This window comes from Micromonospora sp. RB23 (assembly GCF_053585025.1).
The window spans coordinates 681,391-694,400 of the sequence record NZ_CM132111.1; the positions used below are offsets into that span (position 1 = coordinate 681,391).

The window sequence follows — 13,010 nt, forward strand, 5'->3', positions numbered from 1 at the left end:
ACCCGAATTCCCGTACCCGAACGGATTGAGGACGATGACCACCGTTGAGATCACCCGCTTTCGTGTGGCCCCGGAGCGCGCCGATGCCCTGCTGGCCGCCCGGCCCGCGATGCTTGGCGACTTCCAGGCCGACCGTGCCGGCTTCCTCGGCGCACGGCTGATCCGACTCGATGCCGGGGAGTGGCTGGACATCGTCTTCTGGGCCTCGCCCGAAGACTTCGCCGAGTCCCGGCGTCGGGGCGGGAACCGGCCCGGCATCCAGGCGTTCTTCGCCCTGATCGACGAGGTGATCAGCTCCGAGGAGGGCACCACGACCGATTCGGTGGGCGACGTCTGAGGGGCGGACGCCGGTCCCGTCAGGCGCCGAGGATGTGGGTCAGGTGCGGGCTGGCGAAGACGCGGTGGGGGTCCAGGCGGTCGCGGACCGCCTGGAAGTCGGAGAAGCGGGGGTACGCCTCGGCGAGGGACGCCGCGTCCCGGTAGTGCAGCTTGCCCCAGTGCGGGCGACCACCGAGTGCGGCGGCGACCTTCTCGAAAGCCTGGAAGTACGGCTCGTACGGCATGCCGACGTACTGGTGTACGGCGATGTACGCGTTGTCCCGGCCGTAGCCGTGGGACAGCCAGATGTCGTCGGCGGCGGTGAAGCGCACCTCGACCGGGAAGAGAATCTTGAACGGGAGTCCGTCCACGATGCGCCGCAGCGCGGTGAGCGCCTCGGGCAGCGCCGCGCGGGGAAGGCCGTACTCCATTTCGACGAAGCGGACCCGGCGCGGGGTGCAGAACACCCGGTCGGAGCGTCCGGTATACCGCCGTTCGGTGAGCGCGCGGGCGGAGACGGCGCTGATGCCGGGTGCCAGGGCGGGCACGGCCCGACCGAGGCGGCAGGCGCCGGCGAAGACCCTGTTGGACAGGAAGTCGTCGTCCAGCCAGCCCCGCCAACGGGACAGTGGCCGGTCGTTGGCGGGCACCCGGTCGTTGGCCTTGACCTGGACCCGGGACGTGTAGGGGAACCAGTAGAACTCGACGTGGTCGTGCCGTCCGATGAGCGCGGGCAGGTCGTCCAGCACGTCGTCGAGGGCGGCGGGGCGTTCGTGGGCGTGCAGGACGAAGGCGTCCACGCAGCGCAGGGTCACCTCGACCAGGACGCCGAGCGCGCCGAGCGAGACCCGGGCGGCGGCGAAGACGTCGGGGTGCTCGTCCGCGGAGCAGCGCAGCACCTCGCCCGTTCCGGTGACCAGGGTGAGGGCTTCGACGAAGGTGGAGAGGCAGCCGTAGCCAGCGCCGGTGCCGTGGGTGCCGGTGGAGATGGCGCCGGCGATGGTCTGCGCGTCGATGTCGCCCAGGTTGGGCAGCGCGAGGCCGTGCCGGGCGAGCAGTCCGTTGAGCGTGTGCAGGGGCATTCCCGCCGGTACGGTGACCAGTCGGCGCGCGACGTCCACGCTCACGCCGGTCTCCAGCTCGGACAACTCCATCCGCCGGTCGTCGGCGAGGGCGACGGCGGTGAACGAGTGGCCGCTGCCCGCGACGCGGATGCGGCCTCCGGCGGCGGCGGCGTCCCGGACGGCTTCCGCTACCTCGTCCGGCGAGCCGGGCCGCAGGATGGCGGTGGCGCTGCCACGCTGGTTGCCGGCCCAGTTGGACCATGCGGCGGTGAGCGGTGCGGTGCCGACCATGCGCGCTCCTCGTTCATGAATATGAACTGACTTCATATCAGGAACGTTGTCCCTGGTAAATACCGCAATTGCGGTCCGCTCGTTGTACCGGTAGTCACGGACTCGTGACGTGGAGATATGTTCATCCGTCGAAGGGGGGTGGCGCCGAGTGTCCACACCAGCCGCCACGACCGGGCCGCTGCGCCGCGTACCGGTGCAGGGTCGAAGTGTCGCGCGGGTACAGCGCATGTTGGACGCCTGCGCCGAACTCGTCGACGAGGTGGGGTACGAGGGGCTGACCACGACCCTGCTCGCGGAGCGCGCCGAGGTGGCGATCGGGTCGGTCTACCAGTTCTTCCCGGACAAGCGGGCGATCGTGCAGGCGTTGACCCTGCGCACGATGGAGTCCTACCTGCAGCGGCTCGACGAGCGCTTCGCGTCCGACGAGATGACGCACTGGTGGGACGGCGTCGACGCGGGCATCGACGAGTACATCACGATGCACCGCACCGTCCCCGGTTTCCGTACCCTGCACTTCGGCGACGTGGTCGACCTGCACCTGCTCGACGAGCAGCGTGACAACAACGGCGTCATCGCCGACCAGTTGGCGCGGGTGCTCACCGAGCGCTTCGGGCTGACCGACGTGCCGAAGCTGCGCTTCGTCCTGGAGATCGCCGTGGAGGCGGCCGACGCGTTGATCAAGCTCGCGTTCCGGCGGAAGTCCGACGGCGACGAGCGGGTCCTGCTCGAGGCGAAGGCGCTGATCCGGGAGTACCTGCACCGCCAGGTCGACGGGTGCGAGAGCGAGCAGCACGCCGAGGCCGCCCGGTCCGCCTGACCTGGCGGTGCGAGCCGCTAGGGCCAGGCCCTAGAGGAACGCGTGGCCCTCGCCCCGGTAGGTGGGCACGGTCGCCACGACCGCGTCCCCCTCGACGAGGTGCAGCTCGTTGACCCGTTCGCACAGCTCGCCTGCCTTGGCGTGCCGGAACCACACCCGGTCGCCGACCCGCAGGGTGGCCGCCGCCGCGCCGGACAGAGGGGTCTGCACCTCGCCGGCGCCCTCGGTGCCGACGAGCTTCAGGCCGGCCGGCAGCCACGGTCGGGGCAGCCGGCTGTCCGCGGCCTGGCCGGAGGCGATCCAACCGCCGCCGAGCACGGTCGCCAACTCCGGCGTCGGCCGGCGGACCACAGCGCAGGCGAAGAACGCCGCCGGGGTGGGCCGCCAGGCGCGGTAGGCGTCGAACAGCGTCGGCCCGTACAGGCCCGATCCCGCGGTGACCTCGGTGACCGCGGGATCGGCGCTGGTCGCGGCCACACTGCCGGTGCCGCCGCCGTTGACGAACTCCAGGTCGGCGTGCTCCCGTACCGCGGCCACCGCGGCGCCACGGCGGGCCAGCAACTCGCGGTAGGAGCCCCGCTGGGCCAGCCTGATCGCGCTGGCCAGCAGCGCCCGCCCCGGCGGCGCGTCGCCCAGGCCGGCGATCTGCGCCTCGTACGACATGAGCCCGACCAGCCGGAAGCCGGCGCGGCCGGCGACGGTGGCGGCGAGTGCGCCGGCCGCCCGGGCGCTGTGTACCGGTGAGCGGCGGACGCCGACGTGCACCCCCCGCAGCGGTCGCCAGGAGGCGTCCAGGTCCAGGCAGAGTCGTAGCTCGGCGCGTTGCCCCGGGGCGCGGACGGCGTCGACGAAGTCGAGCTGGCCGGTGCCGTCGATCATCAGGGTGATCGCGGCGGCGAGTGTCGGGTCGGCGGCCAGTTCGGCGAGCGCCGCCCGGTCGGCGGTCGGGTAGGCGACCAGCACGTCGTCGCTCAGGCCGGCCCGGACCAGCCAGATCGCCTCGGGCAGGGTGAACGCCATGACGCCGTGCCAGCCGGCTCGGCGCAGCGCCCGGTCGATCAGGTCCCGGCTGCGTACCGACTTGCTGGCGAGCCGGATCGGCTTGCCGGCGGCGCGGTCGGCCAGGGCCGCCGCGTTGGCGTCGAAGGCGGTGAGATCCACCACGGCGTACGGGGGGTCGAGATGGGCGGTCGCCCGGTCCAGGCGCTCGCGCAGTTTGTCGCTTTCCATGGCCACGTGTGCACGCTAACTGTCCGACGATGAATGCGAAATACCCTCGCATACGTCCCGGGCTGCGGTCGACGCCGTCGGCGGCCTAGGCTCAGCGAGCAGGAGAATGTCGCCGGTGGGGCGGCCCCCACCGGGTCTAGAGTGTTCCACCGGGGGTGCCCAGCGATGGGCCGGCACGTGGAGGTACGGCCATCGAAAGCCAGAACAGCGGCGAGTCGCCCGGCGTGTCGCGCGCGGGTGACCAGTCGGGCAGCGCCGCCAACCAGTCCAGCGGTGGTCAGGTCGACGCGTCCGGCTACGCCGCGATTCGCTCGGTACTGCGCATCAGGCCCTTCCGCCGGCTCTGGATCGTGCTCGGCGCGGCCTCCTTCGGCGACTGGCTCGGCCTGCTCGCCACCGCCCTCTTCGCCGCCTCGCAGGTGCAGGGCAGCACCGCCCAGGGCGCCGCGTTCGGCGGGGTCACCGCGATCCGGCTGCTGCCCGCGCTGGTGCTCGGCCCGGTGGCCGGCGTCTTCGCCGACCGGTTCGACAGGCGCTGGACGATGGTCATCTGCGACCTGCTGCGCTTCGTGCTCTTCGCCTCCATCCCGCTCTACGCCCTCAGCGGCGCCGCCGGCGGCCTGGTGGTCGGCTGGGCGCTGATCGCCACCTTCCTGATCGAGTCGCTCACCCTGCTCTGGATCCCGGCCAAGGAGGCCGCGGTCCCCAACCTGATCCCACGGGCCCGCCTGGAGGCGGCCAACCAGCTCACGTTGATCACCACGTACGGCCTCACCCCGATCGCCGCCGCCATCGGCCTCGCCGTGCTCGACCGTGGTGTCAGAGGCGCGGTGGGCGGCGACCTACCCTCCTGGGCCGAGCCGGCTCAACTCGCCCTCTGGTTCAACGCCTTCTCCCGGCTCGCCACCGCGTTGGTGGTGGCGTTCGGGATCAAGGAGATCAGCGAGGCGCAACGCGGCGAGGCCGGGCGTTCCGAGCAGAGCATGTTCCGGCAGTTCTCCGAGGGCTGGAAATTCATCGGCCAGACCCCGCTCGTCCGTGGCCTGGTGCTCGGCATCTTCGGTGCGTTCGCCGGCGGCGGCATCGTGGTCGGCACGGCCAAGTTCTTCGCCAACTCACTGGGCGCCGGCGACGCCGCGTTCTCGCTGCTCTTCGGTGCCATGTTCGCCGGTCTGGCCCTCGGCATCGGGCTCGGTCCGATGATCGTCAAGGACATGTCCCGGCGTCGCTGGTTCGGCATGAGCATCGTGCTGGCCAGCGCCGCCGTGATGACCCTCGCCTTCGCCATCCACCTGTCCATGGCGATCGTCGGCGCGGTGCTGGTCGGCGCCGGCGCCGGCATGGCCTTCCTGGCCGGCACCACGCTGCTGGGCGGAGAGGTGGCCGACGAGGTGCGCGGCCGGGTGTTCGCGGTGGTGCAGATCGGCACCCGACTGGTGCTGATCCTGGCCATCGGGCTGAGCAGCGTCCTGGTCGGCGTCGGTGGCTCGCGCAAGCTGGAGATCGCCGACCTCGGCATCTCCGTGTCCTCCACCCGACTGCTGCTGCTCGCGGCCGGGGCCGCCGGCATCTTCGCCGGCATCAGCGCCTTCGGCCAGATGGACGACAAGAAGGGCGTCCCGGTCCTCGCCGACCTCTGGGGCTCGATCCGTGGCCGTCCGCTGACGCCGGCGGAGCCGTTCGTCTCCGCCGGGCTGTTCGTGGTGTTCGAGGGCGGCGAGGGCGCCGGCAAGTCCACCCAACTCGCCGCGCTCGCCGAGCGGCTGCGTACCGACGGACGCGACGTGCTGGTCACCCGTGAGCCCGGGGCGACGACCGTCGGGCGGCGGATCCGGTCGCTGGTGCTGGACACCTCCGGCGACGAAGCGCCGTCGCCCCGCGCCGAGGCTCTGCTCTACGCCGCCGACCGGGCGCACCACGTGGCCTCCGTGGTCCGGCCCGCGCTGGTCCGCGGCGACGTGGTGATCAGCGACCGGTACGTCGACTCGTCGCTCGCGTACCAGGGCGCCGGGCGCACGCTCCCGGTCGACGAGGTCTCCTGGCTCTCCTCCTGGGCCACCGGCGGCCTCAAGCCCGACCTCGTGGTGCTGCTCGACGTCGAGCCGCGTACCGGCCTGTCCCGGGTCGCCACGCGCAGCGGTGCGGCCGACCGGCTCGAAGCCGAGTCGATCGCCTTCCACGAGCGCGTCCGCTACGCCTTCCTCGACCTCGCCGCCGCCGACCCGAAGCGCTACCTGGTGCTCGACGCGTCCCGGCCGGCCGACGAGATCACCCAGCTGGTGGTCCGGCGCGTCGAGGAGATGCTCGGCAAGCCCGGCGGCATCGTGCACCCCCGACCGGCGCAGGGTCCGGACACCTCGGTGCAGCCCGAGTTATCCGATGCGGAGCTGGTGACGATGGAGCACAAGACCTGATGCCGGACGTCTTCGCCGACCTGGTCGGTCAGGACGAGGCGGTGACCGAACTGCGCCGGGCCGCCGCCGCGGCGGCCGCCGTGCTGCGCGCCGGCGCGGCCGACCGGGCACCCGCGCTCCTCGCCGCCGACGAGGCCGCTCCTGCGCCCGCCGCCGGCGCCCCCGACCCGGCCACCGGCATGACCCACGCCTGGATCTTCACCGGGCCGCCCGGGTCCGGCCGCTCGGTCGCCGCGCGCGCCTTCGCCGCGGCCCTGCAGTGTGCGTACGGCACGGGTTGCGGCGAGTGCCCCGGCTGCCACACCACGATGGGCGGGACCAACGCCGACGTCCGGATGGTGGTGCCGGAGGGGCTCTCCATCGGGGTCGGCGAGATGCGCGCGCTGGTGCTCCGCGCGGCCAGCACCCCGTCCGGCGGGCGCTGGCAGGTGGTGGTCATCGAGGACGCCGACCGGCTCACCGAGGCGGCCGGCAACGCGCTGCTCAAGGCCATCGAGGAGCCGCCACCGCGGACGGTCTTCCTGCTCTGCGCCCCGTCCACCCACCCGGACGACATCTCGGTGACCATCCGGTCGCGCTGTCGGGTCGTACCCCTGCGGCAGCCGCCGGCCACCGCGGTGGCCGAGGTGCTGGTCCGTCGGGACGGCATCGCGCCCGACGTGGCGCAGTGGGCGGCGGCGGCCGCGCAGGGGCACGTGGGTCGGGCCCGCCGGCTGGCCCGCGACCCGGAGGCCCGCAAGCGGCGTGAGGCGGTGCTCGCCGTGCCGCGCCGGCTGACCGGCGTGGGCGCGGCGTTCGACGCGGCGTCCGCGCTGATCGAGGCGGCGGAGGCGGAGGCCGAGGCGTCGGTGGCCGAGGCCGACGCGGCCGAACGGTCGGCGCTGGAGACGGCGCTCGGCGCGGGCGGCACCGGCCGGGGCGCGGCCGGCGCGATCCGGGGTGCCGCCGGTCAGCTCAAGGAGCTGGAGAAGCGGCAGAAGTCACGGGCCACCCGCGCCCAGCGCGACGCGCTGGACCGGGCGCTCGTCGACCTGGCCGGTTTCTACCGTGACGCGCTCACCATGGCGCTGCGCGCACCGGTCGACCCGGTGCACACCGACACCGCCGCGCTCGCCGGCGCCGGGGCCCAGAAGTGGGACGCCGAGGGGTCGCTGCGCCGGCTGGAGGCCGTGCTCGCCTGCCGGGCGGCGATCGACACGAACGTCAAGCCGCGCATCGCCGTGGAGGCGATGATGCTCGCCCTCTGGAAGGGCTGACCCGCAGCTCCCGCCGGTTGTCCACAGCCATCGACACGTGCGATTGCTGTGCGGTACGGTCCGGTGTGCCGTGGTGACGGTGGCGGCACGCTCAGTGAGGACCCGTCCGGGAGGAGTCGCCGATGCCGCGGGGGGAGATCGACGAGGCCTGGATCGAGGAGGCGGTGCGGCGCTACCGCCGCATCGAGTCGTTGCAGGCCGAGTTCGACCAGGCCGTGTCGACGGTCGAGGTCACCGTCCGTTCGCCGGACGGGTTGGTCGAGGTGGTGGTCACCGCCGCCGGGCGCATCACCGACGTCCGGTTCCTGGGGCCACTGCACGCCCGCAGCCCGCGCGACGTGGCCGGCTCGGTGCAGGCCGCGGTCACCGCGGCGGCGGACGCGGCCGAGTGGGCCCGGGAGAAGCTGCACAACGAGACGTTCGCCGCCTACCGACCGCTCGCGGGGGCCTGACATGGACACGCTGCGCGCGCTCTCCGCCCGGCTGGACGAGGCGAGCGCCACGCTCACCACCCTGTCCCACACCGTCACCGCCAACGATCCGCCCCAGGCCGCGTTCGGCGCGGACGCCCCGGGCCGCCCCGGCGAGATCGGTCGCGCCCTGCACCGGCAGTGGGCCGCCGCCACCGACGACCGCGCCCGCGAGGCGCGAGCCGCCGCCGGCCGCCTCGCCGCCGCCGCCGCGGCGGTCCGCGAGGCCGCCGACCGGTACGCCGAGGTCGACCGCGCGGCCCGCCGCCGGATCACCGGAGAACCGTGATGGACCCACTGGACCGGCTCGCCGAACCCGGCCTCGACCTGCTGCGTCGGGTGGACGCGTTGCTCGCGGCCGGTGTTCCCGAAGGGCACCGGGTGTGGCCCCTGCTCCGCCGGATGCAGGTGCTGCCGGGCGACGCCGTCCGGGGCTTCCTCGACCTGCACCCGGCGCCGCTCGCCAGCGCCGGGCACGCCGTGCGCCGGCTGGTCCGGGGGTACGACGATGTCGGCGCCGCGCTCACCGACCCGGTGCTCTGGTCCGGGCCGGCCGCCTCGGCGTACGGGCAGGAACGTGCCGCGCTGCTGCGCCACCTGGACGAAGGCCCGGAGAGCCTGGTCGGGCGGATGGAGTCCACCGCCGGGTACGCGGACGCGCTCGCCGACTGGGTGGACGGCAGCCGTCTCGCCCTCGCCCGCACGCTGGCCGACGTGCTGCGTTCGACCGAGGCGGTGGCCGTGGTCGCCGCCACCGCCTCCGGCCCACCGAACCGCCTGACGCCGGTCGGGCCGGGCGTCGCCGACGCGGCCGAGATCGCCGCGCGGGTGCTGGCGGTGCTCTGCGTCGCGTACGACGGTGCCGAGACGCTGCTGCGCCAGTGGGCGCCGAGCCTGGCCGAGTCCACCTGGCGGTCGCCGACCCCGGGCCGCCCCCGCTACGACCAGCACACCCGGGTCGGCTGGTAGCCGTATCCGGCGGCCGGTCGTGGCGCTGGATCGCGCGTCGCCCGGGCCGGTGGTGGCGTTGGTTCGCGGACTGCTCGGGGCGCGGGTGGTGGTGTTGGTTCGCGTGCCTCGGCCACGGCGTCGCATGGGGCCCCGGTCGTGGCGTTGCTCGTGGACAGGCCACGGCGTCGCTCGCAGGCGCCAGAGCAGATTCGGCACCCACGGCGACGCCGTGGTCTTCCCCCTGCACCCCCCGCAGGTCTGCCTCCACTCAACGCTGCCCGGCAGCGTTTGTCCCCTTCCCGGGCGCGGATTCAACCGTCCGGGCGAGGATCATCGGCACGACGGGTGGCCCGGCAATCGGTCGAGTCGACGGTCATGAATGGCTATCGAGGTATCGCCCACAGCGTTCTTCGCCGTGATCCGTCGTAGGGTGGGGGGATGGGCATGCTCTGCGCGGTCAGCTTCAACCGGTACGGGCGCCTCTACTACCTCGACCCGGGTGACCTGCGGCCGCAGGTGGGCGACCGGGTGCTCGTGCCGACCGACGACGGGCCCGAGGTTGCCGAGTGCGTCTGGGCCGCCCAGTGGGTGAGCGAGGAGACCGACGGCTTCCCCCGGCTGGTGGGGCTGGCCGGCGACGACGACCTGCGCCGTGACGAGGCGTTACGCCGTCGTAAGGCCGAGGCGAAGGTGGCGGCCAAGCGGCTCATCCGCGCGCACGGCCTGCCGATGAAGGTGGTGGCCGTCGACCATGTGCTCGGCTCCGCCGACGGCGGCGGCGAGCGCAGCACGGTCTACTTCACCGCCCCGCACCGGGTGGACTTCCGGTCGTTGGTCCGTGACCTGGGCGCCACCCTGCACTGCCGGGTCGAGCTGCGCCAGCTCTCGGCGCGCGACTCGGCCCGGGTCCAGGGCGGCATCGGCTCGTGTGGTCGTGACCTGTGCTGCGCGACGTTCCTCACCGACTTCGAGCCGGTGACCATCCGGATGGCCAAGGACCAGGACCTGCCATTGAACCCGCTGCGCATCTCGGGCGCATGCGGTCGGCTGATGTGCTGCCTCAAGTACGAACACCCGCTGTACCAGCGCTTCCAGGAGACCGCGCCCGCCGTCGGCAGTCGGGTGACGACGCCCGAGGGCAGTGGTCGGGTGGTCGGCCACAGCGTCCCCCGTGACGCGGTGACCGTACGTCTCGACGCCGACGGCTCCCGCTGCTCCTGCTCCCGCGCCTCCGTGTGCGCCCCCCGCCAAGCACACGACCAGCACTACACCCCCTAACCCCCCGCCCCCGGGTCGGCCCCCGTCGAGCCCTTGTTGATCAAGAGGTTCGCGTCAAAATCCGGGCCTTAAATGACGCGAACCTCTTGATCAACTAATGATCCGTCAGGTGAGGACCACCGGGGGTTCCGTCAGGTGGGGGTTCAGGGGGGTTTTGGGCGTCAGCCAGCTTGCGGTGGGGGTCTGGTCGGAGTTGACCTGCCAGTCGCGGGACACCCGGTCGACGCCGATCGCGTACACGGTCAGCGTGCCGTCCGGGTCGATGCGCAGCCGCAGGAACGACTTCGAATCCTCGATGCCCTGACCGGCGAACAGTTCGTTGACGTTCACCCCGAAGGCGCCAGCCACCAGCAGGTACGCCGCGACCAGTTGGCTGGCCACCAGTCCGATGACCGGGCCGTACACCACCACTGCGGCGACCGCCGGCAGCGGCCACGGCCAGTAGTAGAACGGCAGCGCCAACCAGACCCAGGCCCCGCCGGCGGCGAGGGCCACATGGGCCACACCGTGGCCGACGCCGAGGAGCCAGTGCCGCGCGTGCCGCTTGCCGCTTGCGCTCGGCGGCTTGGCGAAGAGGATCGCCGCGATCACCGTCACGAGCACCATCAACACCAGCGGTACGCTGAACAGCCGCTGATCGCTGCTGTCGGCCCAGTTCGCCGTCGCACCCGCCATGGCCAGCATCAGCAGGGTGTGCAGGGTGCCGAGCAGGGTGGCGAAGCCCGGGTTGCGGAACGGCAGTCGACCGAAGATCCCCCAGCCGTACCGGCGCGAGCGGGCCACGTCCGGGTAGCGGGCCACCAGGTCGTACGGCTGGGTGCGGCTGGCCCGGCGGGCCAGCGTGTCGCGTGGTGGCACCTCGATGCGCTCGGGCAGCTTGTGCGTGGGGTACAGGTACGCCCCACCGCCGCCACAGGTGATCAACTGCCGGTCGGTGCCGGCGTAGCGGGCGTAGTGGTGCAGGTCCCCGGACAGCAGCAGCCGCACCCGAGCCCCGGTCGGGTCGATGATCGTACGCACGAAGTAGTCGATCGAGTCGTACGCCGTCGGGTCGTCGGCGGCCTTGACCCACGTCGGCGACGGCGTCGCGATGATCACCTTCGACTCGGGGGTGAGTCGCCGGGCCACCTCGTCGAAGTAGGCCAACTGCGGGTCGTCCAGGTACGAGCCGGACTGATCGTCCACGCCCAGCAGCCACCAGCCGGCCGGCAACTCCACCGCGAAGTACGACCGCGACTGCCCGGTACGCCAGCCGGCGAAGTTGCGGTCCCGGGAGCGTACGAACAGGCGCAGGAAAGCGGTCAGTCCGTCGTACCAGTCATGGTTGCCCGGCACCGCGAACAGCGTGGGACCCTCGGGCGGTGTCGCCGGCAACGCGGCTTGATAGGGGCCCTTGCAGCGGTTCTCGTACTCCGCGTAGGCCGCCGACGGGTAGACCTGGTCGCCACCCATCACCAGGGTCTGCGCGCGGGGCAGGCGGTGCCCGTCCACGGTCAGCTCCGGCTGCGCCAGCAGGTACGCGACGGAGTAGGTGGCGTGGAAGCCGTCGCCGAGGTCGGCCACGTAGTCGAGCCAGAGCCCGCCGTCCGGCCCGGCCTGGCGGAAGATGCCGTCGCCGAAGGCGTTCTGCAGTTCGCGTTTGTCGAGGTACGCGCCGAAGAGGATGGCCAGCAACGTCCGGATGCCGGTGCTGATCAACAGGAACGGCGCCAGCCACGGCACCGGTTTGCGCGGGGTGAAGCCCAGTTCCAGCGGGTCGATGGAGCGTGGGCGGCGAGGAGCCGGCTCTCCGTCGGGTTGCTCGTCCGCCGGTGCCTGGTGATCGTCGCGTTCGTCAGTCACCCGCCGCAGCGTAGTACCGCTCTCCGTGCAGCGCTGTCCGGTAATTTGCCGGATGGCGGCGCTTGTCCGTTTGGCGGCGGTGGGACCGTCGAGGGGTATCCCGCTCGGCCCTGGGTCGTGGGGTGCCGTACACTTGCTGATCGTTGCCGCCTTAGCTCAGTCGGCTAGAGCGACGCACTCGTAATGCGTAGGTCGACGGTTCGATTCCGTCAGGCGGCTCCATAGAAAGGCCCAGGTCACCGGCTTGATCGCCGATCATGACCTGGGCCTTTTGCCTCTCGCCGCTAGGTCGAGCAGCCAACCTACTCACCGGACCACAGCGTCCCCTCCCGCCGTGCCGGAGGGTCGGCAAGGCGAAGCGTGGATCGTCACTGGGTCCGGGCAGGCAACCGCTGGGCCAGCTCGCGACGCAGGGCGTCGCGGCCGGGGCTCATCCAGTCGATCGGAACGATCAAGTCGTACGGCTTGGTTCGCCCGGGTCCCCACCACTGATTGGCTTTCAGCGGCGGCCGGGTGCGTTGGGGGTCTACCGGCTCCACCGTCAGGCGCGGTTCCAACCATCCATGAACCCTCGCGCGGGCGATGTTGGACAGGTCGATTGCCAGTGTGCTGCCGTCAGGGACGGTCACCTCCAGCGCCATATCAGTTAGCCGTAGGGGCAGGCGGGGTTGGCGCCTGCGGTTCCGGCGGGCCACAGCCCCGGAGGCGATGGCGATGGGGCCGTAGAACAGCAGCAATCCCCACCATGGCCGCTGGTCGCCGAGCATGGTGGTGGCGGCGACGACCGCGGCGATGACCAGCAGGGCCACGACCAGTCCGACAAGGCGTCGGCGGGGGGAGCAACGGAACTCAACCAGGTGCGACTCATCAACGGTGGCCACTGCCACTTGCTGCCCGATGGTTCGGACTTGCAAACGCGACGCTTTTTGCGGTGCGGGGCCTCTCCGTGCTGTCCGACCAGTGAGAGGCGCTCGGATAGTGCGGGGTCCTTTGAGCGTGCCGACCTCCGATAGCTGCCCACCATCGCGCGCCCCCGGTTACTCCAGCACGCAATGGGTAGCTGAGTCGCGGTGGCAGAG

12 protein-coding genes and 1 tRNA gene are annotated in these 13,010 nt (G+C 72.3%); 9 read left to right on the forward strand and 4 right to left on the reverse strand.

Features of this window, described 5'->3' with window-relative positions:
• Nucleotides 1-34: 34 nt before the first annotated feature.
• Nucleotides 35-337, forward strand: coding sequence for an antibiotic biosynthesis monooxygenase family protein (locus ACTFTM_RS03110; RefSeq protein WP_449564357.1), 303 nt, complete (start codon nt 35-37; stop codon nt 335-337).
• 19 nt (nt 338-356) lie between these two features.
• Here ACTFTM_RS03110 and ACTFTM_RS03115 read toward each other — a convergent pair whose 3' ends face one another.
• Entirely contained in the window at nt 357-1,673 is a 1,317-nt protein-coding gene (locus ACTFTM_RS03115) for a D-arabinono-1,4-lactone oxidase (protein ID WP_449564358.1), read from the reverse strand.
• Nucleotides 1,674-1,899: 226 nt separating this feature from the next.
• Here ACTFTM_RS03115 and ACTFTM_RS03120 point away from each other — a divergent pair, with 226 nt between their 5' ends.
• Nucleotides 1,900-2,490, forward strand: coding sequence for a TetR family transcriptional regulator (locus ACTFTM_RS03120; protein ID WP_449566524.1), 591 nt, complete (start codon nt 1,900-1,902; stop codon nt 2,488-2,490).
• A gap of 30 nt (nt 2,491-2,520) precedes the next feature.
• Here ACTFTM_RS03120 and ACTFTM_RS03125 read toward each other — a convergent pair whose 3' ends face one another.
• Nucleotides 2,521-3,720, reverse strand: a complete 1,200-nt coding sequence (locus tag ACTFTM_RS03125) for an amino acid deaminase/aldolase (protein WP_449566525.1) — start codon at nt 3,718-3,720, stop codon at nt 2,521-2,523.
• Nucleotides 3,721-4,043: 323 nt separating this feature from the next.
• Between ACTFTM_RS03125 and tmk the strand changes: the two genes are divergently transcribed.
• From tmk to ACTFTM_RS03155, 6 genes are all read left to right on the forward strand, one after another.
• Nucleotides 4,044-6,134 (forward strand): dTMP kinase, encoded by a 2,091-nt coding sequence (gene tmk, locus ACTFTM_RS03130; RefSeq protein WP_449566526.1) that lies wholly within the window; start codon nt 4,044-4,046, stop codon nt 6,132-6,134.
• Nucleotides 6,134-7,390: a DNA polymerase III subunit delta' gene (locus tag ACTFTM_RS03135; RefSeq protein ID WP_449564359.1), complete on the forward strand. Its 1,257-nt coding sequence runs from the start codon at nt 6,134-6,136 to the stop codon at nt 7,388-7,390. Before tmk ends, ACTFTM_RS03135 begins: the two co-directional genes overlap by 1 nt.
• Nucleotides 7,391-7,512: 122 nt before the next feature.
• Complete coding sequence (locus ACTFTM_RS03140; protein ID WP_355049259.1) at nt 7,513-7,842, forward strand: YbaB/EbfC family nucleoid-associated protein; 330 nt, start codon at nt 7,513-7,515, stop codon at nt 7,840-7,842.
• Nucleotide 7,843: 1 nt separating this feature from the next.
• Nucleotides 7,844-8,149, forward strand: a complete 306-nt coding sequence (locus ACTFTM_RS03145; protein ID WP_449564360.1) for a hypothetical protein — start codon at nt 7,844-7,846, stop codon at nt 8,147-8,149.
• Nucleotides 8,149-8,829, forward strand: coding sequence for a hypothetical protein (locus ACTFTM_RS03150; protein WP_449564361.1), 681 nt, complete (start codon nt 8,149-8,151; stop codon nt 8,827-8,829). Before ACTFTM_RS03145 ends, ACTFTM_RS03150 begins: the two co-directional genes overlap by 1 nt.
• A gap of 420 nt (nt 8,830-9,249) precedes the next feature.
• Nucleotides 9,250-10,089: a PSP1 domain-containing protein gene (locus ACTFTM_RS03155; protein ID WP_422737898.1), complete on the forward strand. Its 840-nt coding sequence runs from the start codon at nt 9,250-9,252 to the stop codon at nt 10,087-10,089.
• Nucleotides 10,090-10,194: 105 nt separating this feature from the next.
• On the opposite strand, the gene ACTFTM_RS03160 is transcribed toward ACTFTM_RS03155, so the two are convergent.
• Nucleotides 10,195-11,931, reverse strand: a complete 1,737-nt coding sequence (locus tag ACTFTM_RS03160) for a metallophosphoesterase family protein (protein ID WP_449564362.1) — start codon at nt 11,929-11,931, stop codon at nt 10,195-10,197.
• 145 nt (nt 11,932-12,076) lie between these two features.
• Between ACTFTM_RS03160 and ACTFTM_RS03165 the strand changes: the two genes are divergently transcribed.
• Nucleotides 12,077-12,153, forward strand: a tRNA-Thr gene (locus tag ACTFTM_RS03165).
• Between the two features lie 146 nt (nt 12,154-12,299).
• Here ACTFTM_RS03165 and ACTFTM_RS03170 read toward each other — a convergent pair.
• A complete protein-coding gene (locus ACTFTM_RS03170) occupies nt 12,300-12,740 on the reverse strand; it encodes a hypothetical protein (protein ID WP_449564363.1) in 441 nt (146 codons plus the stop codon).
• Nucleotides 12,741-13,010 lie beyond the last annotated feature (270 nt).